At 67.5% G+C, this 23041-nt stretch carries 25 protein-coding genes; 12 read left to right on the forward strand and 13 right to left on the reverse strand.

Annotated elements, in window-relative coordinates; genetic code table 11:
• Positions 1–102 precede the first annotated feature (102 nt).
• Complete coding sequence (locus ACFXJL_RS24565) at positions 103–576, reverse strand: carboxymuconolactone decarboxylase family protein (protein ID WP_358880675.1); 474 nt, start codon at positions 574–576, stop codon at positions 103–105.
• 201 nt (positions 577–777) lie between these two features.
• Here ACFXJL_RS24565 and ACFXJL_RS24570 point away from each other — a divergent pair, with 201 nt between their 5' ends.
• Complete coding sequence (locus ACFXJL_RS24570; protein WP_384695658.1) at positions 778–1017, forward strand: hypothetical protein; 240 nt, start codon at positions 778–780, stop codon at positions 1015–1017.
• A gap of 243 nt (positions 1018–1260) precedes the next feature.
• On the opposite strand, the gene ACFXJL_RS24575 is transcribed toward ACFXJL_RS24570, so the two are convergent.
• The gene (locus ACFXJL_RS24575; RefSeq protein WP_358880674.1) at positions 1261–1827 is read right to left on the reverse strand and encodes a hypothetical protein; all 567 of its coding nucleotides are present in this window, start codon (positions 1825–1827) and stop codon (positions 1261–1263) included.
• A 327-nt stretch (positions 1828–2154) separates the two neighbouring features.
• Here ACFXJL_RS24575 and ACFXJL_RS24580 point away from each other — a divergent pair, with 327 nt between their 5' ends.
• Positions 2155–2505 carry a hypothetical protein gene (locus tag ACFXJL_RS24580; RefSeq protein WP_384695661.1) on the forward strand — a complete coding sequence of 117 codons (351 nt, stop codon included), beginning with the start codon at positions 2155–2157 and terminating at the stop codon, positions 2503–2505.
• 107 nt (positions 2506–2612) lie between these two features.
• On the opposite strand, the gene ACFXJL_RS24585 is transcribed toward ACFXJL_RS24580, so the two are convergent.
• The 3 genes from ACFXJL_RS24585 to ACFXJL_RS24595 form a co-directional block, all read right to left on the reverse strand.
• Positions 2613–2972, reverse strand: coding sequence for an SCO4225 family membrane protein (locus tag ACFXJL_RS24585; protein WP_358880672.1), 360 nt, complete (start codon positions 2970–2972; stop codon positions 2613–2615).
• A gap of 370 nt (positions 2973–3342) precedes the next feature.
• Positions 3343–3858, reverse strand: coding sequence for a flavin reductase family protein (locus ACFXJL_RS24590; RefSeq protein ID WP_384695664.1), 516 nt, complete (start codon positions 3856–3858; stop codon positions 3343–3345).
• Between the two features lie 59 nt (positions 3859–3917).
• On the reverse strand, positions 3918–4916 hold the full coding sequence (locus tag ACFXJL_RS24595; protein WP_384695667.1) for an LLM class oxidoreductase: 999 nt from the start codon (positions 4914–4916) through the stop codon (positions 3918–3920).
• Positions 4917–5004: 88 nt separating this feature from the next.
• Here ACFXJL_RS24595 and ACFXJL_RS24600 point away from each other — a divergent pair, with 88 nt between their 5' ends.
• From ACFXJL_RS24600 to ACFXJL_RS24620, 5 genes are all read left to right on the forward strand, one after another.
• Positions 5005–5619: a TetR/AcrR family transcriptional regulator gene (locus ACFXJL_RS24600; RefSeq protein ID WP_384695670.1), complete on the forward strand. Its 615-nt coding sequence runs from the start codon at positions 5005–5007 to the stop codon at positions 5617–5619.
• Positions 5620–5668: 49 nt separating this feature from the next.
• Positions 5669–6112: an alpha/beta hydrolase gene (locus ACFXJL_RS24605; protein WP_384695673.1), complete on the forward strand. Its 444-nt coding sequence runs from the start codon at positions 5669–5671 to the stop codon at positions 6110–6112.
• A gap of 783 nt (positions 6113–6895) precedes the next feature.
• Complete coding sequence (locus tag ACFXJL_RS24610; RefSeq protein ID WP_384695676.1) at positions 6896–8704, forward strand: NAD(P)/FAD-dependent oxidoreductase; 1809 nt, start codon at positions 6896–6898, stop codon at positions 8702–8704.
• A 14-nt stretch (positions 8705–8718) separates the two neighbouring features.
• Positions 8719–9543, forward strand: a complete 825-nt coding sequence (locus ACFXJL_RS24615; RefSeq protein ID WP_384695678.1) for a class I SAM-dependent methyltransferase — start codon at positions 8719–8721, stop codon at positions 9541–9543.
• A gap of 31 nt (positions 9544–9574) precedes the next feature.
• A complete protein-coding gene (locus tag ACFXJL_RS24620; protein WP_384695681.1) occupies positions 9575–11272 on the forward strand; it encodes a hypothetical protein in 1698 nt (565 codons plus the stop codon).
• A gap of 281 nt (positions 11273–11553) precedes the next feature.
• Here the strand turns inward: ACFXJL_RS24620 and ACFXJL_RS24625 are convergent, their stop codons facing one another.
• Positions 11554–12120: an EF-hand domain-containing protein gene (locus tag ACFXJL_RS24625; protein WP_358882093.1), complete on the reverse strand. Its 567-nt coding sequence runs from the start codon at positions 12118–12120 to the stop codon at positions 11554–11556.
• Between the two features lie 195 nt (positions 12121–12315).
• The gene (locus ACFXJL_RS24630) at positions 12316–13062 is read right to left on the reverse strand and encodes a VOC family protein (RefSeq protein WP_384643975.1); all 747 of its coding nucleotides are present in this window, start codon (positions 13060–13062) and stop codon (positions 12316–12318) included.
• Positions 13063–13285: 223 nt separating this feature from the next.
• Here ACFXJL_RS24630 and ACFXJL_RS24635 point away from each other — a divergent pair, with 223 nt between their 5' ends.
• Positions 13286–13732 carry a hypothetical protein gene (locus ACFXJL_RS24635; protein ID WP_358882091.1) on the forward strand — a complete coding sequence of 149 codons (447 nt, stop codon included), beginning with the start codon at positions 13286–13288 and terminating at the stop codon, positions 13730–13732.
• Between the two features lie 30 nt (positions 13733–13762).
• Here the strand turns inward: ACFXJL_RS24635 and ACFXJL_RS24640 are convergent, their stop codons facing one another.
• A complete protein-coding gene (locus ACFXJL_RS24640; RefSeq protein ID WP_384695686.1) occupies positions 13763–14320 on the reverse strand; it encodes a GNAT family N-acetyltransferase in 558 nt (185 codons plus the stop codon).
• A gap of 72 nt (positions 14321–14392) precedes the next feature.
• A complete protein-coding gene (locus ACFXJL_RS24645; protein ID WP_384695689.1) occupies positions 14393–14866 on the reverse strand; it encodes a rhodanese-like domain-containing protein in 474 nt (157 codons plus the stop codon).
• A gap of 93 nt (positions 14867–14959) precedes the next feature.
• On the opposite strand from ACFXJL_RS24645, the gene ACFXJL_RS24650 reads away from it, so the two are divergent.
• The 3 genes from ACFXJL_RS24650 to ACFXJL_RS24660 all read left to right on the forward strand — a co-directional run bounded on the left by ACFXJL_RS24650 (position 14960) and on the right by ACFXJL_RS24660 (position 17224).
• Positions 14960–15409 carry an Lrp/AsnC family transcriptional regulator gene (locus ACFXJL_RS24650; protein ID WP_329026950.1) on the forward strand — a complete coding sequence of 150 codons (450 nt, stop codon included), beginning with the start codon at positions 14960–14962 and terminating at the stop codon, positions 15407–15409.
• A gap of 159 nt (positions 15410–15568) precedes the next feature.
• Complete coding sequence (locus ACFXJL_RS24655) at positions 15569–15925, forward strand: DUF6204 family protein (RefSeq protein WP_384695692.1); 357 nt, start codon at positions 15569–15571, stop codon at positions 15923–15925.
• 213 nt (positions 15926–16138) lie between these two features.
• Positions 16139–17224 (forward strand): Rieske 2Fe-2S domain-containing protein, encoded by a 1086-nt coding sequence (locus tag ACFXJL_RS24660; RefSeq protein ID WP_384695695.1) that lies wholly within the window; start codon positions 16139–16141, stop codon positions 17222–17224.
• A 159-nt stretch (positions 17225–17383) separates the two neighbouring features.
• Here the strand turns inward: ACFXJL_RS24660 and ACFXJL_RS24665 are convergent, their stop codons facing one another.
• Both ACFXJL_RS24665 and ACFXJL_RS24670 read right to left on the reverse strand, forming a co-directional pair.
• Positions 17384–18361 (reverse strand): hypothetical protein, encoded by a 978-nt coding sequence (locus ACFXJL_RS24665; protein WP_358882086.1) that lies wholly within the window; start codon positions 18359–18361, stop codon positions 17384–17386.
• 193 nt (positions 18362–18554) lie between these two features.
• Positions 18555–19358: an aminotransferase class IV family protein gene (locus tag ACFXJL_RS24670; protein ID WP_384695699.1), complete on the reverse strand. Its 804-nt coding sequence runs from the start codon at positions 19356–19358 to the stop codon at positions 18555–18557.
• A 462-nt stretch (positions 19359–19820) separates the two neighbouring features.
• On the opposite strand from ACFXJL_RS24670, the gene ACFXJL_RS24675 reads away from it, so the two are divergent.
• On the forward strand, positions 19821–20027 hold the full coding sequence (locus ACFXJL_RS24675) for a hypothetical protein (protein ID WP_329026945.1): 207 nt from the start codon (positions 19821–19823) through the stop codon (positions 20025–20027).
• A 69-nt stretch (positions 20028–20096) separates the two neighbouring features.
• Here ACFXJL_RS24675 and ACFXJL_RS24680 read toward each other — a convergent pair whose 3' ends face one another.
• On the reverse strand, positions 20097–21338 hold the full coding sequence (locus ACFXJL_RS24680; RefSeq protein WP_384695702.1) for an Ig-like domain-containing protein: 1242 nt from the start codon (positions 21336–21338) through the stop codon (positions 20097–20099).
• A gap of 274 nt (positions 21339–21612) precedes the next feature.
• Positions 21613–22911, reverse strand: a complete 1299-nt coding sequence (locus ACFXJL_RS24685) for an MFS transporter (protein WP_384695875.1) — start codon at positions 22909–22911, stop codon at positions 21613–21615.
• Positions 22912–23041 lie beyond the last annotated feature (130 nt).

Genomic DNA, 23041 nt, shown 5'->3' on the forward strand with positions numbered 1-23041 from the left:
GAGCCGGCCGAGTGGCTCAAGGACCACACACCCGGGCGCCCCTCTGAGGGGCGCCCGGGTGCTAGTGGCAGAAGGAACCTTCGGTGCGGGCCCCGCTTCTCGCTATCCGAACTGGCCGACCTGGTAGTCGCCTGCCGGCTGTTGAATGATGACGTTCACCCGGTTGAAAGCATTGATCAGGGCGATGAGGGACACGAGGGCCGAGAGTTGGTCCTCGTCGTAGTGCTTGGCTGCGTTCTCCCATGCCTCATCCGTGACGCCTCCGGCTGCGTCGGCAATGCGCGTGCCCTGCTCCGTCAACTCCAGTGCAGCACGTTCGGCATCGGTGAAGACCGTAGCCTCCCGCCAGGCCGCGATCAGATGGAGGCGGGTCGAGGTCTCGCCGGCGTGCACGGCCTCCTTGGTGTGCATGTCTGTGCAGAAGCCACAGCCGTTGATCTGGCTGGCGCGGATCTTCACCAACTCCTGCGTGGCGGCGGGCAGTGTCGAGTCCGACACCACCTTTCCCGCAGAGATGACGTGCCTGAGGGCCTTGGCTGCGACCGGGTTGCCGAGGAGGTTCAAGCGGGCTTCCATGGTGCACTCCTATGCCGTTGTGGGTGGTTACACCTCTCTGACGGAACAGCTCGGCAGGATGTGACAGCGGCGAATGTGACGTGCGTCTCCCCCCGGCGTTGACAGAGCGATCCAGGTAGTTCCGACCCGAGGCGGGACGGACCATCGCGTAGGGCCTTCTCCCCGCACCGATGGTCCTGTTGAGGGAACTGCGGGTCTGAGATGATCAACAGGACCGAATGGATGGACGCGGGGAAGTGGGAGAACATGATCGTTCTGGCTCTGCTGGGCATCTTGGCGCTCGTCGTCGCCGGGTGCGTCTGTGTGGTGTGGGCGGAGCGGGGCGGGCCCCGCTGGGTCCGTGTCGTGGCGAGCGTGACACTCACCGCAGGCGAATTGGTGCGCGGTTCTGGGAAGAACCGGAGTCGCGGCCTGAACAGGAACCCCAGCGAGGACGGCTAACCCGTCAGCCTGCATCACAGAGCAGTTCAACGGGTGACTGACCGCTCGGGCCTTGCCACCCAGCGCTGAAACGCGAGATCGGGGCCGGTGATCCCGTCCCCGACACGCGCACCCCCTGCATCCTGAAACTCTCGTACCTCGGGCCCGCTCATTTCTCTGGTGCGGGCCGACACATGGTGGGCTCGCGGCCGGGTCACCGGACGCCGGCCACACCTCATGTCCTGATATCCGGGGCCCCGGATATCAGGACATGAGAGCGAGAAGCCCGATCTCCGGTGCCAGGACTCCGGGCTGGCCGAGGGCACGGAAGTCCGCCTCGACCGCTGCCAGGTCGAGGACGCCGGCACGTACGGCGTGGTACCGGACGATCGACCACAGGAAGACGTCGAGGTTGTCGAACTGCGTGTTGGCCTCGATGACCTCCTCTTCGTGGAACCACACCGCGACCCGGCCGTTGGCGAGCACGACGTAGTAGTTGCCTCCTCCGTCGGCGCCGATGGACCACACATCGTCGTCGGACAGCTCCGTCTCATAGTCGGAGTCGAGGATCTGGCAGCCGTTGGCTTCGAAGTCGAAGGCGTAGGACCAGTCGTATATGTCGAGGCACTGCGGCAAGGACCCCGAGCGGACCCTGCGGTCGAAGCCGGCCAACGCAGTTGCGGCGTCGGGAGGGAGCTTGCCGAGGAATGGTTCGACCGGGCGGGTCGACACAGGGATGTCGACCCGCGGCGCGGTGGGAAACCAGCGCGCGAGGTCGCCGTTCAGATCTCGGTCCACGTATCCGGTCAATTGATCAACAGTGAGAGGCATGCGGTGAGGCTAGCTGAGGGCAACGACACTGATGTCCCGGTTCACCGACTGCACGGGGCGTCGGGGAAACCTGTAACCGCCGCCTCTCGCGAGTTCGGTCGCCCCCACCACACGATCGTCGCCCTGCGCGCCCTGAGGGCGGTTTTCGCTTGCCGCTGGGCGAGGCCATACGCCGTACGGCCCGTTCCCGCTCGGCGCTCGGCGGGGGCGGGTGGCGGCGGCGGGGACTGGCTGCCAGGCGATCACCGGCTGGCGACGAGCGTGGAACGGGACGGCAGCGGGAGGTCAGACCGCCCTCGATATTCGAACAGGCGTATCATTTCAGCCATGGCCGAATACGACTTCCCCCACGATCTTCGTGATGCGCAGCTGCGGCTCCACCGGACCCGGGCCGCCTATGCGGCCCTGTGCCGCGAACTGCCGTGGTCGGTCGAGCCCGCACCGGGCTGGGAAGGCGACAAGCAGCTCCACAGCGACCGAAGGCCCGGCCTACCGGACAGCCCCGGCTACACCGAGCAACAGAAGGAGGAGGAGAAGCGGCTGCGCGGTCTGCTCCTTGAGCTGTCTGCCGCCGTATCGACGCACCCCTACTGGCAGACACTGCGCGGACCCGAGTTGGTCAGTGCCCGGATGGTGCTCAAACAGAACGCCACCCGCCCTGCCGCGGAGAAGGGCTAGGCCCGGATCGACGCCCGTGGGATCAGCGACGAATGCTTTCACCCGCGAGGACGGCACGGGTGATGAGTCAGCCTGCCCCGAACCGGTCAGGTCGATCCGCGTACACCTCAGTCGACCGGGCGCGGCTGCCCCACCCGCACCAGCCGTGCGAGAAGACCGATCATGGCGGCGTTGACGAGCCCGGACAGAGCGAAACCGGCGGAGAAGATCAACGGGGTCAGCCAGGCGAGCGGGGAGTCCCACTCGGGTGACGGAACCAGGAACACGAGGAGCCCGAGCGGCATCGTCGCCATGAGCGGCCAGATACCGGCGAAGCCCGCATCCTGCGCGATGTACGCGGCATACAGGAAGAATCCCAGGGCTGCCGCGACCAGCGCAAGGTATCCGCGTGCGGGCCAGTTGTCCGTAGCGAGCACAAGGAGTGTCCGCAGACGCGGGAGGCGTCGCGGACGGGAGTCGTTCGGCATCGCGGGGCCCTTCGGGTTGGTGTGTGGGTGGTCTCTCCCCCCACCGTGGACCCCCTGGGGCGCTCGGACATGAGTACGGACGCTCATCTCGAAGTAGGTGGTTTTAGGCCATGTCGCTACCGTGCGCTCGGGTGACCAGGGATTTGACGCTCGCCCATGACCGACCGAACCGGTCTCGGCGGGGCGCAGGCCAAGGTTCATCACGGACGACGGGCAGCCAGTCGTACTCGAAATGCGTCGACGGTGACACACCACCCTCCGGCACACCACCTTCCTGGACAACGAGTACATCGGGCGCCACGGCTGCTCGGCGCGATCGCCGGTCGGCGATCGCGCCGTGGCTGTGATCGTCAGCGCGGAGGGGCTCGCCTTAGGGCCGGGCAGGTGCGGGTGCCCTTCCATCATTGGGCTGGCTCCGGGAGGCAGGGAGGGTGTGGTAGCGGCGGCCCGTGTAGATCAGCGGGCTGTGCGTACGGGTTTCGGCAGGCAGCCGGACATCGGTGACCGAGGCGATGATCAGTGTGTGGTCGGCGACGTCGATGCGTTCGGTCGTACGGCACGTCAGCGCGGCGAGGCTGTCCTCCAACTCCGGTCCCCCACCATGGGCGGACATGCGGTGTTCGAGGCCGGCGAACTGGGACTCCCCCATGGCGCGGCATCTGGTGAAACGATCCGCCAGGGAGCGCTGTTCACCGGCGAGGACGTTCACCGTGAAGCCGTCGGTGTGCTCGACGAGGATCCGTTGGGTGCGGCTGCCCCGCTTCAGGGAGATCAGCAGGGTGGGCGGAGCGAGCGATACGGAGAGCAGGGAGTTCACGGTGATTCCATGTGGCCCGTCGGGGCCGTCGGTGGTGACGACGGCGACTCCGGTCGCCCAGAGGCGCATGGCGTTCTGGAAGTGCTCAGCGGGAGTTCCGGATGGCTGGCTCCGCGGCGGCGACGGGGTCACCATGAGGGCGCCAGCGGTGCGGGCCCGGCGAGCGCGGGAAAGTGCGGTACGACCTCTTCGCCTAGCTGTGCCACCACCTCGGCGGCCGGCCGTCTGCCGTGCTGGACGCCGAGGGCACCGTGGTTGACCCCGGCCTCCTTCCAGCGGCCGAGGAGTTCGAGGAGTCCTTCTGTACCCGTGCGCAGGACGAAGCCGCCGCGCAGCGGAGTCGGGGGGTGACCGGGGTCCTCCACGAGATCGATCCACTCATTGGTGGCGACGGGGCGGAACTCACCTTCGGGCAGCAGGTTCCGCCAGGTGGCGATCTTGTGTCCCAGTGCGCGGGGGCCCTCCTCGGTGGCGGTCGCCATCGGGTAGACGAGCCAACCGTCCGCGTTCTTCGCTATCCAGTCGGGGGACTGCTGGGAGGAGCCGGTGACCAACAGGGGGATTCGTCCGTGCACGGGCTTCGGCAGTAGGTCCGCTCCATGGGCTCGCTTCTTGGGCCCGTCGGAGCCGAGCAGATCGCGGAAGGCATCGACCGTCTCCCGGTACCGCGCCCCGCGCGTGCCGTGATCGATGCCGTACGCCGGGAACTCGGTCGGGCGGTCCCCGGAGGCCACACCGAGCACGAGTCGCCCACCGCTGAGGTGATCGAGCGATGCCGCCTGCTTGGCCAGATCGATCGGATGGCGAAGGGGGAAGATGACGCTGCCGGTCGCGAGGGCGATCCGGGAGGTGTGCGCCGCAAGCCAGGTCAGGGCCGTCCATGGGTCGTACACCTGCCCGACGTCGCCGAAGGCGGGATCGGCCAGGGGTACGTCACGCACCCAGGCAGCCGCAAAACCCGCGCGGTCGGCCTGTTGCACGACTGCGGTGTGACCACGCATTGCCGTCATGTCCCCCGCGTACGGACGAACGGGCAGGAACAGGCCCAGGGTCAGCTCTCCAGGGGCGAACATGCGCCCGTATCCGGGGTGATCCGCCCATGAGTGTGCCGGTGTGGTGGTGGTCATCGGTCTCTATCCATCCTTCTGGTTGGAACGTTCAGTCCAGACTATAAGCACATTGGATCGAACGTTCCAACCAGGTAGGGTGAGCGATATGAACGCCAGGGAATCGAGACCACGACCTGCCGAACGCTCCGAGGCGGACACCCGCCGCAGGATCATCCTCGCCACCGCGGGGCTGCTCCAGCAGCAGGGATACGAGAGCACCTCGGTCAAGAGCATCGCCGCCGCCGCAGCGGCCTCACCGAGCTCCGTCTACCACTTCTTCCCCGGCGGCAAGCAACAGCTGGCGATCGAGGCGATGCGCCATGGCGCGCAGGAGTTCGCCGAACTGCTCACGGAAGGGCTCTCTTCGTCTGCTGACCCCGCCGAGGCCACGGCAGCGTGTGCCCTGATCATCGCCGACAGCCTCAAGCAGTCCGAGTGGGCGGACGGCTGCCCCGTGGCCGTCACCGCCCTGGAGACCGTCGGCCGCGTCCCCGGCCTTCAGGAAGCAGCCATCCAGGCGCTCACCCACTGGCAGGGCCTCGTGACCGCCAAGCTGGAGAGCAGTGGCATCGCCCCGTCCGCGGCCCGCTCTCTCGCCGGAACGGTCATCAGTACATTGGAGGGCGCCGAACTGCTGAGCCGTGTGACCGCCGACGACACCCCCCTCCAGGACGCCGCCGTGCATCTCGCCCAGCTCGTCCGGGCGTCCCCCCGTTCCTGACGCGCGAGGAAGGGCGACGGAGCCGACGGACCCCACACCGTTCCACGCCGTGTTCTGCCAGGACTTTCACATCCGGGCGAACGGCTACCGCGAGTACGCCAAACTGACCGACGCCGAACTGACCGACGCCGAACTTCGGGCGGCTCCGCACATGCGCGGCTCTCCTCGTGTGCACACCGCGGTAGCGGGCTGCATCGGCTGGCCGGGCGAGGTGAACAACCCACAGCACCGACTGCGCATCACCGACGCGCCCACCATCCTGATGTCCCATGCACTGCACGACCCGGCGAACAACCACGCATGGGCCGCCGATGCCCACCGGCGGAACCGCCGGACAACCGCCCTGCTCACCTATGAGGGATCGGGCCACAGCGTCTACAACCGCAACACCTGCACGCGCAGGTCCGTGGACGACGACCTCCTGGAGCTCAAGGTCCCCCCGCACGGCAGCCGTTGTGCCGCGACCGGATCGGAGCCGACCGCAGAGCAGTAACACAACTCGGTACCCCCGGAACACACTTCGGTACCCCTCGGATGCGGTGTCCGTGCTCCATCGCCATGCCGCGGGCTCCAGAAGGGTGGTCGGACAAGGGGGCGCACCGCATCGGCGCGCCCTCACTTTCCGGTCAGTCTGCAGCAAAGGGCACTCGTGATCGGTGGAGCACCGGCGCCATGGACATCAGGCATATGCCGGTACGTCGTCGGGGGATTTCGGCCGCGCTCCTGATGGCGAGTCGTCCACGGGCACTCGATCCGGCCACTGTGGGTACGGCCGGAACGCTCCCTTTCCTCATCCCGGTTGGTCTTGCATGGTTGCCCGGAGGTGCAATCGTCCCAGCGGAACGGGAAGGATCACCATGAGGAATCCGCGCAGCCGACAACGCATCCAGCGGAGAACCCCGGGCAGGGCGTCGTCGCTCGTGCACCCACCTACACCATCCGCATGACGTCCTCTGGTAGTGACGTGCCGTAGCTGTCGTCGAACGCCCGCCGGCGGGACTACGGGGACATTCCTTGGGGTCGGACGCAGCACGCGACACACCTGTGGCGACAGCGTTCATCCCGATCGATCCATGCATCCTGATCGGTCCATGACCCGAACCCGTCAGTCGTTGGGCCGAATGTCGCCGTTTCCTCGCACCCGGGTCCGGACAGACACCGACAGCAGACCAAGATGCCGAGCTCCTCCGGCATGCCAGCCCGCACGCGCACGGCGCTACGGGACAGGGGCCGCCAGGACGCCCCCGTTTCGCCCCCACACCATCGGGAGCGGCTGTTGTTGACACTTCTGGACCACTCGCCGCCCGCCGACGTCCTGCCCTTCCTCCACGGACCGGGACTGCTCCACCACCCCGAACTGGCAGCCGGGCGGCACGGTGCACGAGCCGCTGTGCTCGCCAGCCATCGCCCGGACGTGCTCCTGACGCGCACCATGCTCGATCCGTCCGAAGCGGCGGCCTGGTACGAAGCGACCGACGCCGATGCGCCGCTCCTGGTCGTACTCATCGACGCCGATGACGAGCACGCACGGGAGCAGAGCGAGCAGGCCACGCACGACACGGGATGTCCACGGCTGACGGTTCACCGGCTCAAGGACCCGCACGGCACGGAACGCGCCGTGTACGCCCGGGCCCTGGCACTCGCGGAACGCCTCTGGCTCACCGCCGTCACGGCACCCGCCCTCGCCGCCCGGCTCTCGGCGGTTCGCCCCCTCCGTGGCTCGGTAGCCCTGGTGGGTGCGGGAGTGGTGAACCTGATCACTGCCCTGCGGCTGGTACGAGCCGGGCACGAGGTCACCGTGTACGACCGTGCACCGGACCCCAGGGCGGACGCCCACTGGACGGTCTACGGAACCAGCCGTGGTGGCGGGGACGGTCGTATGTTCACCCTCACCGAGACCGACGGGTACCACGGGAATCCTCGGACCGGGCCGGTCCCCTACCTCAGACCGCTGGTGGACAACGGCTGGTGCCTGGCGGAACCGTCCGCGCTGCGGCCGGAGGAGTTGGACTGGGTGCACGACAGTACGGGCATTCCTCCCTGGCTCGCCCACGCTTACACCGACGACGTACTTCTCTTCAACCAGTTCGCCCGGAGGTCCTGGGAGGAGCTGTTCACCGCGGAGCCGACGCTCTCCCGGGACGTCGGCCTGCGCGACGGCATCCTGCGGCTCTACAGCGACCCCGTCCGGCTGTCCGCCCAGACCGCGCGGCAATGGGCGCTCGGAGCCGTCCGTACGGTGCTCTCCCCGGCAGAGGTGGCCAAGCGGCATCCGGCGCTGACCGGCGCCCACACCGCGGGCGCCCTGGCCGGCGGCATGGAAGTGGTCGGCTTCACCGTCCAGATCCATGACTTCCTCACACGGCTGACCGACCTGTTGGAGGAGGCGGGCGCCGTGTTCCATTGGGAGACGCCCGTCGAGGGTCTGCGGACCCATGCGAACGGCCTCCCGGACGGTCTGCGTTGTCAAGGGGAGGTCGTGCGCCGTGACCACTACGTGCTCTCGCCCGGAGCTCACGGCGGCGAACTCCTCCGCGGCACCGCCACCCATGGACTCATCCACGGAGTGATCGGCGTCTGGCTCACGCTGCCGAACCTGGCGCCGCAACTGATCAACTCGGTGAAGATCAGCAGATCCGGCCACCTCGCGGAGGACTCCAATGTGACCGTCACCACCGGACCCGACGGCGAACCGCTGCTCGTGGTGGGTTCGGGCTACGGATGGACGGGAGCGGATCCCGCGCACATCGACCCCATCCAACTCGAAGCCCTTCACCTGGCGGTCGAGGACACAGCTGCGTTGTTCTTTCCCGAGGCGTACGAGGAGGCGCGCAGGACCGGGCTGCTGAAGCAGAGCAGAAGGCACTGCGTACGCCCCTGGACCGCGTCCAGCCTGCCGGTCCTGGAGATCGCACCGAATGCTCACGGTGGTCTGGTGGTGGTGACCGGCGGTCACAACACCGGAGGGTTCGCCCAAGCCCCCGTGGCCGCCGACGCCGTCGCTGCCGCCCTGCGCGGTGAGCCCCACCCCACCCACATCCGCTACCACCCCGATCGGCTCCGCATGTTCTATCGCCAGCGATGAGGAAGAGGCATCCCATGACCGATACGGACAACTGGCACAAGCGCGGCTCCTCCTTCGGCCGGGGCGCCGAGCAGTACGACAGGACGCGCCCCCACTACCCGGTATCGAGCTTCCGGTGGGTCCTGGGCGAGAAACCACAGACGGTGCTCGACCTCGGCGCCGGGACGGGCATCCTCACCCGGGCCCTGCTCGCAGACGGCCACCAGGTGACCGCCGTCGAACCGGACGACGAGATGCGCAAGGTGATCAGCGACTCCGCGCCGTCGGCGACGGTGCTGGGTGGCAGCGCCGAAGCCATCCCCCTGGCGGACGACAGCGTCGATGCGGTCCTGGTCAGCCATGCGTACCACTGGTTCGACCCCGATTCGGCGCATGCCGAGATGGCCCGGGTGCTCCGCCCGGGAGGAACCCTCGCAGCGTTGTGGAACCTCCGCGACGAAGAGGTCCCCTGGTCGGCGGAGCTCTCGCGGATCCTCGCCGACGAGGACACCGGAACGGACCCGGAGACCTCCGCGGCGATCCTGCTGCACGGCACTCTCGCCGCACTGCGGGCAAACGACCCGGCCCGGCTGTCCGGCTGGCTGATGGATCCGAGCTTCGGCCCCGAGTTCAGCCCCATCGAGCGCGGGTACTTCGAGCACGCCTCGCCCCAGACAGTGGACACCCTCATCGGGCTCATCACCTCGCGTTCCTACTATCTGAACGCCTCGGCCGAGCGTCAGGAGGAGCTGACGCAACAGATCAGGCAACTCGCCGCCACGCACCCGGACCTCGCCGGGCAACAGGAGTTTGACCTACCGTATGTGACGGTCGTCTTCAAGGCCGGTCTCACGTCCTAGCGGTATCAACCCGCCAGCGAAGGAGCCCCCCGTGCTTACTCCCGTCCCACCATCCACACACAGATCACGGGACGGCAGCGACGTTCGTTGGGAGGGCTTCTTCACCGGCCATCGCGTCCTCGACGAGGCACAGATCGCCGAACTGGCCCAAAGGCTCCTGGGCGTGGAACACACGGCCGTCGCGGAGTTGGCGCGGAACGAGTTGTCCCCGTACTACGCCGACTCCACCGGGGACCGTCCCGCGCTGCTCCTGCACTCCGCGACCCCCACGCTACGGGCGCTGGCCGGCGATCTGGCAGCGCTCCGGACGAACCGCGTCCCACACGATGTGGCGACCTATGTGGAGGCCCGATCGGTCTTCCTCGGAGCAGCGGCGGACCTCTCCGTCGGCAGGACCGCGCCATGGGCGGAGGCCGTCGGCCGCCTGGGGGTTCCCGCCGTGGACGTGGGCGATCGGGACCACTACTACCTCTCCCACGCACTCCTGCTCTTGGCCGACGCCCACGAGAGGGGCGACGACACCCCGCTCGGCCAGCTCATCAGCTGGCTGAGCGCACGCCCCGACGCCCTGATCCGGTTGTACGCACTCGATGTGGAGATGCAGATCTTCCTGTTGTGGCTGCGCCGCAGGACCGGGCTCCCCCACTTGCTCACCGACGCGAACAGCCCGGCCGTCGCCACCCGGTGGAACCGCAAGCGCCACCTCCATCCCACCGTCGAAGCCGCTCGGACCCTCGACGCGGACGGACTGCCTGCCGGCGCCCTCCTCGAAGCCGAACAACATCTGAGCGAGGCCCATGTACGGCTCGGTCTCGAACTACCCGTACTCCCCGGGTACACGGTGCCGCGCACCGGCGTCGACGAGGAGGGGTTCGTCGCCGGTGTCCTGGAGGCCGCTGAGCTCCTTCGTACCCGCTACGAACTGCGCAGGGCAGCACTCAAACCGAGCGAGGCGGGGGACGGAGCCCGGATCATCGGCAATCTGGACCTCACCGATGTCGAACGACTGGAGGCGGAGGCACGGGCCGCCCATCCGCTCGGCGATGACTATCTGTTGGAGGCATGGGTCGACTTCCTCTCCGTCCGATTGGGCGACACGGCACTGCCGGTCATCCCTTCGGGCCACTTCCGCTACGGCCGCGTCGCCGACGGCGTCACCCTCCAGGTCCTGGACGGGTACTCGTGGATGGGCAACAGCTACGTCGATGAAGGGGCCTGGAAGTCCCTCGGTCTGCCCGAAGGGGCGTACCGGACCATCCGCGCGGCGTTGGAAGCGATCAGGGCGGCCTTCCTCGGGCCGCAGAGCGTGCTGGACGGCAGCCATGAAGGACTGGCCACGGGTGGTATCGACTTCGCCGTCGGCCGATTGGGCGGCCGGTTCGGTGACCAACTGCTGGTGGGTGCGATCGACTTCAACCTCTCCTCACACGGAGCCGAGTACCTCCGAGCGTTTCAGGACACCGCACGCCGCCACGGCACCGACGAACGGTATGCGGCGACGCGAGTGTTCAGACCATCGGCCGATCAAACGCTCACACAACTGGAGGCGGACGTCGCCGCGATGGCATCGCCAGGATGTCTGGCCAGGGCGGTCGCCTGTGTACCGGAGCGCTGGGGCATGATCGCGGTGACCGGCACCGACCCCACCACCGCGGCCCTGCGCATCGACCGGCTCCTCGCAGCCGTGACACAACAGAGCACGACGGAGCTCCTTCAGCCCCAGGAGTGAAGACGACGACGGCCTCCCACTGGGAACGGTGGGAGGCCGTCGTCGCGGGCGGCTCCGTTGGTAGGCCGGGGTCCCCCAGCAGACATCGTTCATGAACTGGATCGGCCCAAGCAGGAGTACGGTCCGAGCAGAAGCACGGTCCGAGCAGAAGCACGGTCCGAGCAGAAGCACGGTCCGAGCAGAAGCACGGTCGGAGCAGCATGTCCGGCGGAGCACCGTGCCTGGCGGAGCCGAACGACGCACGCGGGGGCCGCTCTCCGTACCGTCCGATTCCGGTGGGATCAGATCGGGGCGAAGTCGATCGTCCCGGTCCACCAAGTGCCGGGCGCCTGCGGATCACGGCTCGTCCAGAATTCGATGACTCCAGAGACGAACTCATCCCGGGACAGCCTGCCGTCCCCGTCGCGGTCGAGGTATCGGAATGCCACGGCCGCCGCCTGCCGGGTCAGGTTGGGGAAGTGTCCGTGCTGGAAGGCGAAGAACTCCTCCTCGTCGACCGTCTCGTCACCATCCGTGTCGGCCACCGCCAAGAACGCCTCCGCCAGAGCACCGAGGGTCGCCGTCGCAGCGGCCGGGTCGTCGGCCAACGTCCGAGTGGACGCGATGAACTCCGCACGGCTCAGTGCATCCGCTCCAGGCGGCAGATGCGGTAGATGCAAGTTGTGCCAGATCGCCAAGTACGCGGCGACCACGCGCTCCTCGGCCTGAGAACCCTCGGCGTGCCCGAGGGAAGCCGCGACGGACTTCCCCATCAGGATGTGGTCGTGCTCCGTGAGCCGGTCGTCACCGTCACGGTCGAGATGGTCGAAGCCGTGGCTGATCTTCTGGAGGAGTAACTCGTCCGACATGGCGGGCCTCTCGATCGGTGTGCACCAGACCTTCTCTTCCTAGCAGGTGGGCACGGCGACCGTCCGGCTCTCGGGCAAAGGTCATCAACACGGGCTCTACGAGACGGCCGGGCGGCTGCCCTGGTCGGGTTCGGTTCCACCCGAAGTTGCGTACGGTCGGTCCCGTCCGTGGCGAGCCGTCACACAGGTCGCGGGTCAGGACGCGGCGAGGACACAGAACTCATGGCCCTCCGGGTCGGTCAGGCACGTCCATGGAACGTCCCCCTGGCCGAGGTCGAGATCGATGGCGCCGAGGGCCCTCAACCGATGCACCTCCGCCGCGGTGTCACCACCGGGGTGCGGCAGCAGATCGAGATGGACGCGGTCCGGCACGGTCTTCACGTCGGGTGTGCGGAGGAACTCAAGATAGGGCCCGACATCCTCGGGGGAGCGAAACACCGCATGGTCGTCGGACGCCTCGTGCAGGGACCAGTCCATGGCCTCGCCCCAGAAGTGGGCCATGGCCCGCGGATCCGCACAGTCCACCACCACCGCGGCGATCGGCCCGGTGTCCCGGTAGACCTCCCGAGGCTCCAGCACGCAGAACTCGTTGCCCTCCGGGTCGGCGAGGACCGTCCACGGCACATCGCCCTGGCCCACATGAGCGGGCGTGGCACCGAGAGCTCGGAGATGCGCGACCAACTCCGTCTGATGGGCCGCGGAGGTGGTGGCGAGATCGATGTGCACACGGTTCTTGGTCGGTGTCTTGGGGTCGGAGACCGCGACGACGTCGACGCCGACGGCGACCGGGTCCGGCCAGACGAGGCCGCCGGCGGGTCCGACATAGGTCGTCTCTCCGGATCCCCCGCTGTAGACGCTCCAGCCGAGCGCCTCCGCCCAGAACCGACCGACTGCCGAGTGATCAAGAGCTTTGATGTTCACCTGGACGGGTCGCAGTGCCATACCGGCGATCCTATGCGCCGGTGCGGAGCGACCGCTGCCGGAACGCGACCTAATCCCTCGCGCGGACGCTGGCCGCGATCGACGGTCTCCCAGACGATGGGAGCGAAGGGTGGGAGGGCTGCCTGCCTGCCTGGCCAGGGAACGACTGGGTGCGCTGGTTACTGGTTACTGGCTGCGACTTCCCCAACGGCGCGTTGTCAGCCCTCGGTGAGAGGATCTCGGCATGGTGATGTGTGAGTACTTTTCGGCGTCCGACGATGACGCGGCCATCGGTGTTCTCGACCAATTCGGCGGACCGAGCACCTCACATTTCGATGTGGTGGCCTTGAAGGGCCTCGATCCGGTCGTCGTGATGGCCCAACTCGAAGCAATCTTGACCAACTGCACCTACGACGAAGCAAGCCAACGTCCACGCGTGGGACAACTGCTGTCGTCCCCGGATTCGGAGAGCGCATTCATCATGAGCGTGTCCGACACCGTGCAGGAGGCGCTGGCATCCGCGACCCCCGACGCTCTTGTCGAGGCCGCAGGGCCTTGGTCCGAGACCGACGAGCTTCAAGCATCCGGAGCCGATGCCGAAAGCGCAGTCGAGGCACTGGTTCTGTTGTCGGCTCTGGCCGGTCGCGCCCGATCGACCGGTCATCGTCTGTACTGCTGGTGGGCCCTGTGAGGTGTCAGGGCGAGCGACGGGGTGTCGAGGTCATGGGTTCCGCAGTGAGTGCATCCGGTCGAACTCGTCGACGAGCAGTCCCATCATGACGAGATCGTGGTGCCGACCCGCGAAGAACACCTGATCGCGAAGTCGCCCCTCCTCGACGAAGCCGAGCCGCCGCTGAAACGCCAATGACGCCTCGTTGTCTGCGAAGATCCTCGCTTGGCACTTGTGATAGCGCCGCTCGGCGAACATGAATCGCATCAACAGAACCGCGGCTTCTGCGGCATACCCCTTGCGGCGGTGGCCGGCTCCGATCGAGACGCCGTACTCGAACCATCCCGCATGCGGGTCGGCATGGTGCGAGCCGACGGCGCCGATCACTTCGCCCGTGTCCACGGCTTCGACGGCCAGCTGGAAACGGTCTCCCTTGTTGGCGGCAGCGGCCTGCTCCTGCGCCCAGACACGGTAGCTCTCGGCGGGACGAGGTGGTTGGACCAGGTCTCCCAACCGCTCCTCGTCCACGGCGATACGCATGAACGCCGCCCAGTCGTCGGGCTCTATGCCCCGTAGACGTATCCGATTACTGGTCCAGAACGAGGTCATCCCCTATTTGATCATCCTGACCGTACGGGTACACACCCTCGCGCAGGCTGGGACCGGACCCACCTCCGTACCTCAGCACGAGCAGGATGCAGCGTTGATCGGCGATGTCAAGGGATCGGGCGCCCGCTGCTCGGTACCGGTGGCGCCGGCGACCGGGAAACCCTCTCGGATCCAGTACTCAATGCCCCCGATCATCTCCTTGACCCGATATCCGAGTTGCGCAAGGGCGAGCGCTGAGCGAGTGGCACCGTCGCAACCAGGGCCCCAGCAGTAGGTGACGACGAGGAGCGCGGGGTCCAGCACTTCAGCGGCGCGGGTGGGGATGTCCGCGGTGGGCAGGTGGACGGCGCCCGGAACATGCCCCTGCTGCCAACCGGCGGCCCCTCGTGAGTCGACCAGCACGAATCCGACGTCGGCCGATTGCATCGAGGCGTGGACATCGGCGACGTCCGTCTGGAACGCAAGGCGCGCGGCGAAGTAGGCAGCGGCTTCGGAGGGTGCCGCAAAAGGCGTGCGGAGCACTGGACTTGGAGCGGTTTCGGTCATGTGCACGACGCTACGGGCCCGTCTTCTGCACCGGAACCGATGATCATCGGTCTTCCCATCAATGGGCCAGGAAATTCATGGTAGAAGTTGGCCATGGCCGATGATTCCCTTGATGAAACCGATATGCGCATTCTGGAGGCCCTGCAACAGGATGGGCGGGCCAGCTATGCGGACCTGGCGCGGTCGGTCTCCATGTCGGCGAGTGCCGTCACCGAACGGGTACGGCGACTGGAGGAGAGCGGCGTGATCAGCGGCTACTCGGCCGTGGTGGACCCGGAACGACTGGGACTCGGCATCCTGGCCTTCGTCCGCCTTCGCTACCCGACGGGCAACTACAAACCGTTCCATGACCTGCTCGCGACCACCCCAGAGATCCTGGAAGCCCATCATGTGACCGGCGAGGACTGCTTCGTACTCAAGGTCCTCGCTCGTTCCATGCGCCATCTGGAATCGACCACGGGGCGCATCGCGAGTCTAGGGTCCGTGACCACCAGCGTCGTGTACTCCAGCCCTCTCCCCAGCCGCGCCATCGCCGTGTCGTAGGTCGTGTCTTCGAAATCCCCCGGGTGTGCTTCAGCCCGTGCCTCAGCAGAGGCCAGTGTGAGGGCGCCCCCCATCGAGAAGGGCGTTCCCGGGCGTCTGGCTGGCGCGGCCCAGGAAACTCGATGGAGCGTCGTTCCGCCTCCGCGGTAGCGTGCCGAAATGACCACTCGTGTGTTCCGCGTGACCGTGCGCGGCGTCTTCTGTGATCTCGACGCAGCTCAGCGCACCGCACTCCTCGATCGAGCGAGCGAGCACAGCGTCTTGCGTGCGGCCTTCACCCCGGAAGGACATCTCAGCTACGACATCGCTGTCCGCACCGCTTTCACCTTCCGGTTCCAGGACACGGGAGAGCGTGAGGAGGACATCGTGGCGGCCGTGGAACGCGCGGAGACCGTTGCCTGGGCGTGGCTGGACGAGCGCGGCTACGGCTACAAGAATCTGAGAGCGCAGGGGGAGGACCTCTCCCAGGCCCCCTTGGGCAAGCGGCAACGGCGTGAGGCCGCACGACGGGGCTGAGGCCATCACGGCCCACGTTCTTTCGCCCCCTTTTGCGACCTCCACCGTGTTGCGACCGCGCTTCCCCGGCCGAACCCGGGACCCTTCGGACCGAACACCCACCGAGGTGATCCGTCACATCGGGCTACTCGTTCGGGTGATGTGCGGTATGTGAGGGCACCGTCCGATCTGTGTGGGCAGCCTTCTCCTAGTCGAATCCGCTAGGGGGAGATGATGGGATTTTCACGCGAATACGGGCTGAAGATCACGGAAGGGCCTACTCCGGCCGATATGGCGGGCGTCTCCACGCTGCCGTATCCGAGCGGGTGGTCCGCTCTGGCGTTCTCCAGTGAACTGCGACCGGGAGTGGTTCTCACCAGACCCCTAGCCGGGCAGGACGTGGTCCTCTATCGACTGCCCCGGGGGCCGGTTCGGGCCGTTCGCCCCTACTGTCCGCATCTCGGTGCCCATCTGGGACTGGCAAGGGTCGACGGGGACGATCTGGTCTGCCCCTTCCACTTCTTCGCGTTCGGCCCGGATGGAACCTGTGTACGGACGGGGTACGGCACTGTGCCGCCGCGCTCGCGCCTGGAGCAACTATCCGTGTGCGAGGTCAACGGCGCCGTGTTCGTCTGGCGTCACCACGACGGACGCGCTCCTGATTGGTCCATCCCCGAGTGGCATGTCATCGGACATCTACCCGCCCGGCACATCGCATGGGAACTCGCCGGGCATGTGCAGGAGGTGATCGAGAACTCGGTGGACGTCGGGCACTTCGCCACGCTCCATGGCTGGAAGAAGGCCGAGGTAGGTGGGGACGTCGTCTATGACGAGGCTGCGTTCCACGTGTCCCTGCGGGCTCATGAGTCGGCTCCCCTGTTGGGGGACTTCACCGTGGACGTGAAGGTGGACGGCTACGGCTTGGGGTGCCTCCATGCCGACGTGCACACGCCTCGGATCGGATTACGCATGTGCACGATGGTGATGCCGACGGCGATCGGGCCGCGCCGCATGCAGTTCCGGCAGTTGAACAGGTTGTCGTTCGCCGAGCCGGCCGCACTGCCTGGGCCGCTCGCGCGCACGGTGAGCCGGACGGCCTCACGGTTGCTGAACCGCCTCATCTTCCGCGCCAGTTGCGAGTTCACTGCGGCAGACTTCCCCATCTGGCACACCAAGGAGTATCGGCAGCCGCCGCGTCTCGCTCACGGCGACGGCCCGATCGGTCCCTTCAGGCACTGGGCCCGCCGCTTCTACCCGACAACGTCCACGGGGCCGACTGCCCCTTCCCATGACTCCGCTTCCAGCAACGGCGCTACATGACCGCTGCCTGGGCAGTGGAAGTGACCCGCGGTGTTGCCCGCCCGCTCCTTCGTGGGGGACGGGGGACGCACGGACAACACCCGGGGGCTCAGCTTCGTAGACCGCGGGGGTCGTCAGAAAGCACGTTCAACACGACCATGTGCAGCCAGGACTGCTCGATCAGGCGTTGGGCTGGGGACAGATGTCGAGTGGCAGCAGCGAGCCGCCCTGCTCCTCGTCGTCCGTGCCCACGATGCCCACGCTGGAGTTGCTGGAACAGGCCACCGCTTCGATCTTGCGGTTGTCCACTTCCTTGTTGAAGGTTGCGAGGGGCACGAGTTGTCCTTTGGACTTCAGACTCACGCCGATGCGGCCAGCGGAATCGACCGTCACCCTGCCCGCGCGATAGACAGCCGAGGCGAACGGTCCGGAGTTGATGTTCGGGTCCGAGGCCGCAGTCAGCAACACCGTTCCATCGTCGTGGATCTTGATGTCGCTGGCATGCCGTACCTCTTGCCCGTCCACCGGCAAGGGGTCGGGCACACTGAAGGCGACCGGTCCGGACGCCGCACCGAACACTCCGCTGTTGGGGTCGTAGACCGCGGCGCGCACCTGAGCGGGTTGGGCGTCACTCGAACCGCGGGTCGACCACACCGCGACGGTTCGGCCGTGCTGGCGTGTCAGGGCAAAGCTCTCGTAGTTGTCTCCCGGTGCGCGGCCGGGAACGGGCGAGCTACCCCACACCATGGCCGCGTGGGGGTCGAGAGTGAGGTGGTAGGCAGTGCCGTCGCTGGAGAGGGCCACGAAGTCGCCCGGCTGTCCGGGCACGGCGTCGATTGCTTCGAGGTCCCTCGGCTCGTCCATTCCCCGCCAGGGAAGCTCCCTGACCACGGGAGGGCTGGCTGGTCGGTACTGCACGGTGGCAATCCGATTCTCACCGGGATTCTTGTTGTCCCGCACCATCACGAGGTCGAGGGCCCCTTCGGTGCTCGTACCGTTCTCGATCACTGCGAGTCCACTGACGCCTCCGGTCATCCCGGTGCCAACGGACTGCCAGTGGTCGTTGGCAGAGGGGGCTAAGGCGTGAGCGGCAGTGGGGGCTGCGCCTGCGACGCTGAGCAGAGCGACAGCCGCGGCGGCCCATGTTCGACTCATCATGCGGGGGACGCTAGCGCAAGATCGAACACGTTCGATCTCCAGTCCCCCCATCGCCTCAAGCCCGCAGTTCAGGGGCTGTTGCTCAGCGCTCGCAGGTCTCAGTGCGGTTGCCCGGCCGTGCGGAATCCAGGGGTGAGGCACGGCGATCGACTCCACCGTTTACCCCTGGATGGTGGTGGAGTACCGCCCGGTCTCACACGGATACGAGTGGTTCCGCCCGGTAGGCGCGGTGCAGCAGTTCCTTGAAGAGTGTCGTCTCCGGCAACGGGGTGGCACCTATCCGGTGCACCGCAACACCCGGTGTCCATGAGTTCATCACGACGGCGCCGGCCAGGGAGGGCAGATCTTCGGCGGTGACCTCCTGGTCGCGTTGGGGTACGCCCAGGTGTTCCAACTGCCTGCGCACGATGCCCATCGTCGTGCCACCGAGCATGTCGGCCACGGGCCACACCACGGCCGAGCCGTCCCAGAAGGCCAGATTCCAGATCGACGCCTCGCTCAGCCGTCCTCGGCGGTCGGTGAAGGCCACGTCGTCGAAGCCCTGTTCGACGGCCTGCCTCAGGTAGTAGGTCTTGGCCAACTCGCCGACGTGTTTCACCGCGGGGACGACCCGCTCATGGGCGACGGTGCTCAATGCCAACGGCCCCTCGGGCCCGGATGCCGGTGGCGCGGTTCGGACCAACACCTCGGGCTCGACGTCGTCCCCCGCCACGGTGAACTCCCCCGCTGGTGAGTACACCGTGGCGACCACCGAGAGGTCTGCGGGACCGGTTTCGATCGCCGTGCGTAGGTGTGCTCGTACGCGGTCGTCGGGAAGGGCACGGCCGAACAGTTCCACCGATGCCGATCGCAGTCGATCGAGATGGAGATCGAGGCCGCGGACCTGGCCTCCTCGGACCTGGAAGGCCGTGAAGTGGGCATAGCCAGCGAAGGCGAGCGGCACCAGGTCCTCGGCGCTCGCGGGGCGGCCGTTGTGCAGGGCAACGTATGAGGTCATGTGTTGCCCAACGGGCTGTCGGCCCTGCTCATTCCCCCTCAGACGATCCACTGGGCGGACCCGTTGAGGTGTCCTTCGTGGTGGCCACCGGGCCGGTCGGATCGTCGGCGGGCACGGTACGACCCGTCTGCCTCGCTTGTCATGGGATGCGAACCGGGAATGAGCCACGGCCGCTGCTGTCTGCGCGGCGGTGGGCGAACTGGCCGGTCTGGCGAGCGCGCCACGCCTGGGAGTGCTGCCCCGGCTCCGCGGGCGCCTCGGCGACGATTCCTCCGCATTCCGGTCGACGTTCCTGACGGGAGTTCCTGTCAGGAGCCCGGGTACGGCTGTAGGGTCGCCCCCTGAGGGAGCACCGACGCCAGTTCAGGAGATCCGGCTGATGAGTTGTGCACGCCGCCGCACCACCGTGGTGCAGGGCCTTGAGGACCGGCGGTCCTGCGCTGATCGTGGATGTGGTCGCGCATGAGCACTCAACGCGTTCGATGTGACACCTGCGGCCATCTCACCGGCCTGGCCGGGCCGGAGGGTGGCTATGTGTGTGGCCGTTGTTGGTACGTCGTCGAACCGGCCGGATACGGGCGTCTGCGCGAGGCGGGGTTGAAAGTGGTCGCGGCCGACCGCCAGGCGCGGGCGCAGGCCCGCCGTGAGCACACCCACAGCAGGTCCTGACCTCCCGCGCAGGCGGGCTTCCCGTACGCCGATCGGTCACAGGTGAGTACGCCGGCCGGTCGATGCCGGTCAGGACAGGGCACTCTTCGTCTGCCATTCCTGCCAGGACAGGTTCCACTCGCCGAAGCCATTGCCCGGCGCGGGGTCGCCCTTGTGCCCGGGGCCCGATATCTCGAAGGGATCGCCGGCTCGGACCTGCGAGTACAGCCAGGAGGCGTTGGAGGTGCTCATGCCTATGCAGCCGGAGCTGCGGTTCGCATTGCCGAAGTAGGCGGAGTTCCAGGGTGCCGCGTGGGCGTACATCCCCGACCAGGTCAATCGCATCGAGTAGTCGACCATCTTGTTGTACGCGTCCCCGAGGCCGACGGTCTCCGAGTTCATGTTGATGGTGCCTTCCTTGGCCATCAGTACGGACGTGCCGCCCCAGGAGCGCTTCTTGCCTCCGGGTGTCCCCGCCGACACCGGGATCGAGCGGACGACCTTGCCATCGCGCTGCAGCGTCAGCTTCTTCGCCCCGAGGTCGACCTTCACCACCTGGGAGGTTCCGATGGTGAACGCCATGTCGTAGTCCCGGACGAACCAACCGCCCGCCGCGCCCGAGTCGATGCCGTTGAGCTCTGCTTGGAGCCGCACCTTGGTCCCCGTCGGCCAGTACTCCTTGGGGCGCCAGTCGATGCGGGTCCTGCCGTCGTAGTGTTCCATCCAGCCCCAGGAACCGACGGTCTTGTTCGAGGTGGTCACCTTCAGGGCACGCTCCACCGCGGCGCGGTTCTTGACCGGGTTGTCGAAGACGATGGAGACGGGCTGGGCTATGCCGACCGTGGTTCCCTTGCCGGGGCTGAGCTCCAGCTTGTTGACCTTCTCGGCGGCGGCGGTGGCGAAGGCCGCCTGTGCCGAGCCGCCGTCCGCGGTGGTGGCTCGTACCGTGTACGCAGTGCCGGGTGCGGCGGCGCGTCGGGAGGTCCAGGTGCGGCCGTCGTTCGACACCGCGCCGTCCAGAACGGCCCCCTTGCCCGTGGTGACCTTCACGTCCTTCAGTTCGCCGCTGGCCAGCTTGACCGAGACGGGCTTCCCCGGGGCAGCTCCCTGACCCTGGAGGTTGACCGAGATCTCCGGCCGCGCGGGGGCCTCTCCCACGCTCTTGCCGCCGCGGGAATCGTCCGATGGCCCATTGCCCGAACAGGCGCCGACCAGCAGTACCGCGAGTCCGGCAGAGGCGATGGCAGGCAACCGGCGATCGCGGCCCGTATGGGCGCGGCCCGGCTCCGACGTGCTGCGGGACGGGGCGAAGCGCTGCTGCTTGCTGACCATGGTTCGTGCCTCCAGGCGATGGGGAATCGCTCGGAGAGAGGGAGTGTGAGCCCAAAAGGTTGCCCGACCACCGGTTTGCTACATTCTCGTCACAAACAGCTGGAACACGGGGTGATGGCGACCGGTCTCCTCTTCGTGGCTGTGCGGCCCAGTGGAATCGGCGAAGCCCCCGTGGTGGGAGCGCGATCGGGCCTGGTGCTAGGGGCGACACGCCGTCCCGGCGCGACGCCGAACCGGCCGCTCTGCACCGCCCAGACCGGGCCTGGTCACCCGCTCAAGCCGGCACGGACTTTTCGTCCATGGGTTTCGGTGCCCCCATGCCGACGGGCCGCGGTTTGGTCTCCGGCAGCGCCGCGAAACATGCCGTACTGAGCACCGCGACGCCGGTCAACCAGATCGCCACGCCCCAGGGCGGTCCCGATCCATCCGACAGCGCGGTCGCCACGATGGGGGTCAGTGCGCCACCGAGGACTCCGGCCAGGTTGTAGCCGACCGCGGCGCCCGTGCAGCGCACCCGTGGCTCGTACAACTCCGGTAGATACGCGGCGACCACCGCGAACATGGTGACGAAGGCCAGCAGCGCCACCATCAGACCGAGGAACATCAGGGCTGGCTGCCCGGTGCTCAGCAATCCCACGAAGGGGAACATCCACATGCCCGCGGCGGCGCTTCCCGCCAGGCACAGCGGGCGACGGCCGAACCGGTCGCCGAGGAGTGCCACGACGGGCGTCAGCGCTCCCTTCACCGCAACGGCGACCATCACGAGCAGCAGCATCACGGTACGGCTGACGCCCAGTTGTTCCGTACCGTAGGACAGGGCCCAGGTACTCACCGCGTAGAAGACCGCGTATCCGATCGAGAGCGCCCCCGCGGTCAGCAGCAGGAGTCGCCGGTGGTGTCGTAGGACTTCCGCGACGGGTGCGTTCGCCCGACCGCCGCTTTGGGCCAACTCGTGGAACTGGGGTGTCTCGGTCAATGAGGTCCGCAGCAGCAAACCACCGACGGCCAGCACCCCGGCGGCCCAGAACGGAATCCGCCAACCCCAGTCGAGGAACTGACGGTCGGTTAGCACGGCGGACAGGGTGAGCATCATGCCGTTGGCCAGGAGGAACCCCAGGGGTGGGCCCATCTGCGGAAAGCTGCCCCAGAGCGCTCGTCGCCCGGGGGGTGCGTGTTCGGCGACCAGGAGCACCGCTCCGCCCCACTCTCCTCCGAGTCCAAGCCCCTGGAGGAAGCGGAGTGCGAGCAGCAGGATCGGAGCGGCCAGGCCGATGGATGCGTACGACGGTACGCAGCCCACTGCCACGGTCGCGCATCCGGTGGTGAGCAGGGAGGCGAACAGCACCGGGCGACGTCCATATCGATCGCCGATGTGGCCGAAGACCACGGAGCCGACCGGGCGTGCGATGAATCCGATGGCGAAGGTTCCGAAGGCGGCAAGGGTTCCGGCCAGTGGCGAGAAGGACGGAAAGAACAACGGCCCCAGTACGAGGGCGGCGGCGGTGCCGTAGGCGAAGAAGTCGTAGAACTCGATGGCGGTGCCGGCGAGCGAGGCGAACGCGAGGCGCAGCATGGAGGGGGATCGCCGCTGACCGGGTACGGGCAGCGGGGTGTGACGTGGACGCATGCAGGGCCAACGTCGGTTCGCCGCCCGCGGTTACGTTTCGTGCGGTGGTGGAGCTACGGCAGAGCGGCCATGAACG

It is taken from the genome of Streptomyces sp. NPDC059256 (assembly GCF_042753785.1).
In the GTDB taxonomy this organism is placed as follows: domain Bacteria; phylum Actinomycetota; class Actinomycetes; order Streptomycetales; family Streptomycetaceae; genus Streptomyces.

Excerpts from the sequence above, each read along its gene's own strand:
- ACFXJL_RS24565 (WP_358880675.1), bottom strand. The coding sequence starts at position 576 with ATGGAAGCCCGCTTGAACCTCCTCGGCAACCCGGTCGCAGCCAAGGCC.
- ACFXJL_RS24570 (WP_384695658.1), top strand. The coding sequence starts at position 778 with ATGATCAACAGGACCGAATGGATGGACGCGGGGAAGTGGGAGAACATG.
- ACFXJL_RS24575 (WP_358880674.1), bottom strand. The coding sequence starts at position 1,827 with ATGCCTCTCACTGTTGATCAATTGACCGGATACGTGGACCGAGATCTG.
- ACFXJL_RS24580 (WP_384695661.1), top strand. The coding sequence starts at position 2,155 with ATGGCCGAATACGACTTCCCCCACGATCTTCGTGATGCGCAGCTGCGG.
- ACFXJL_RS24585 (WP_358880672.1), bottom strand. The coding sequence starts at position 2,972 with ATGCCGAACGACTCCCGTCCGCGACGCCTCCCGCGTCTGCGGACACTC.
- ACFXJL_RS24590 (WP_384695664.1), bottom strand. The coding sequence starts at position 3,858 with ATGCGCCTCTGGGCGACCGGAGTCGCCGTCGTCACCACCGACGGCCCC.
- ACFXJL_RS24595 (WP_384695667.1), bottom strand. The coding sequence starts at position 4,916 with ATGACCACCACCACACCGGCACACTCATGGGCGGATCACCCCGGATAC.
- ACFXJL_RS24600 (WP_384695670.1), top strand. The coding sequence starts at position 5,005 with ATGAACGCCAGGGAATCGAGACCACGACCTGCCGAACGCTCCGAGGCG.
- ACFXJL_RS24615 (WP_384695678.1), top strand. The coding sequence starts at position 8,719 with ATGACCGATACGGACAACTGGCACAAGCGCGGCTCCTCCTTCGGCCGG.
- ACFXJL_RS24625 (WP_358882093.1), bottom strand. The coding sequence starts at position 12,120 with ATGTCGGACGAGTTACTCCTCCAGAAGATCAGCCACGGCTTCGACCAT.
- ACFXJL_RS24630 (WP_384643975.1), bottom strand. The coding sequence starts at position 13,062 with ATGGCACTGCGACCCGTCCAGGTGAACATCAAAGCTCTTGATCACTCG.
- ACFXJL_RS24635 (WP_358882091.1), top strand. The coding sequence starts at position 13,286 with ATGGTGATGTGTGAGTACTTTTCGGCGTCCGACGATGACGCGGCCATC.
- ACFXJL_RS24640 (WP_384695686.1), bottom strand. The coding sequence starts at position 14,320 with ATGACCTCGTTCTGGACCAGTAATCGGATACGTCTACGGGGCATAGAG.
- ACFXJL_RS24645 (WP_384695689.1), bottom strand. The coding sequence starts at position 14,866 with ATGACCGAAACCGCTCCAAGTCCAGTGCTCCGCACGCCTTTTGCGGCA.
- ACFXJL_RS24650 (WP_329026950.1), top strand. The coding sequence starts at position 14,960 with ATGGCCGATGATTCCCTTGATGAAACCGATATGCGCATTCTGGAGGCC.
- ACFXJL_RS24655 (WP_384695692.1), top strand. The coding sequence starts at position 15,569 with ATGACCACTCGTGTGTTCCGCGTGACCGTGCGCGGCGTCTTCTGTGAT.
- ACFXJL_RS24660 (WP_384695695.1), top strand. The coding sequence starts at position 16,139 with ATGGGATTTTCACGCGAATACGGGCTGAAGATCACGGAAGGGCCTACT.
- ACFXJL_RS24665 (WP_358882086.1), bottom strand. The coding sequence starts at position 18,361 with ATGATGAGTCGAACATGGGCCGCCGCGGCTGTCGCTCTGCTCAGCGTC.
- ACFXJL_RS24670 (WP_384695699.1), bottom strand. The coding sequence starts at position 19,358 with ATGACCTCATACGTTGCCCTGCACAACGGCCGCCCCGCGAGCGCCGAG.
- ACFXJL_RS24675 (WP_329026945.1), top strand. The coding sequence starts at position 19,821 with ATGAGCACTCAACGCGTTCGATGTGACACCTGCGGCCATCTCACCGGC.
- ACFXJL_RS24680 (WP_384695702.1), bottom strand. The coding sequence starts at position 21,338 with ATGGTCAGCAAGCAGCAGCGCTTCGCCCCGTCCCGCAGCACGTCGGAG.
- ACFXJL_RS24685 (WP_384695875.1), bottom strand. The coding sequence starts at position 22,911 with ATGCTGCGCCTCGCGTTCGCCTCGCTCGCCGGCACCGCCATCGAGTTC.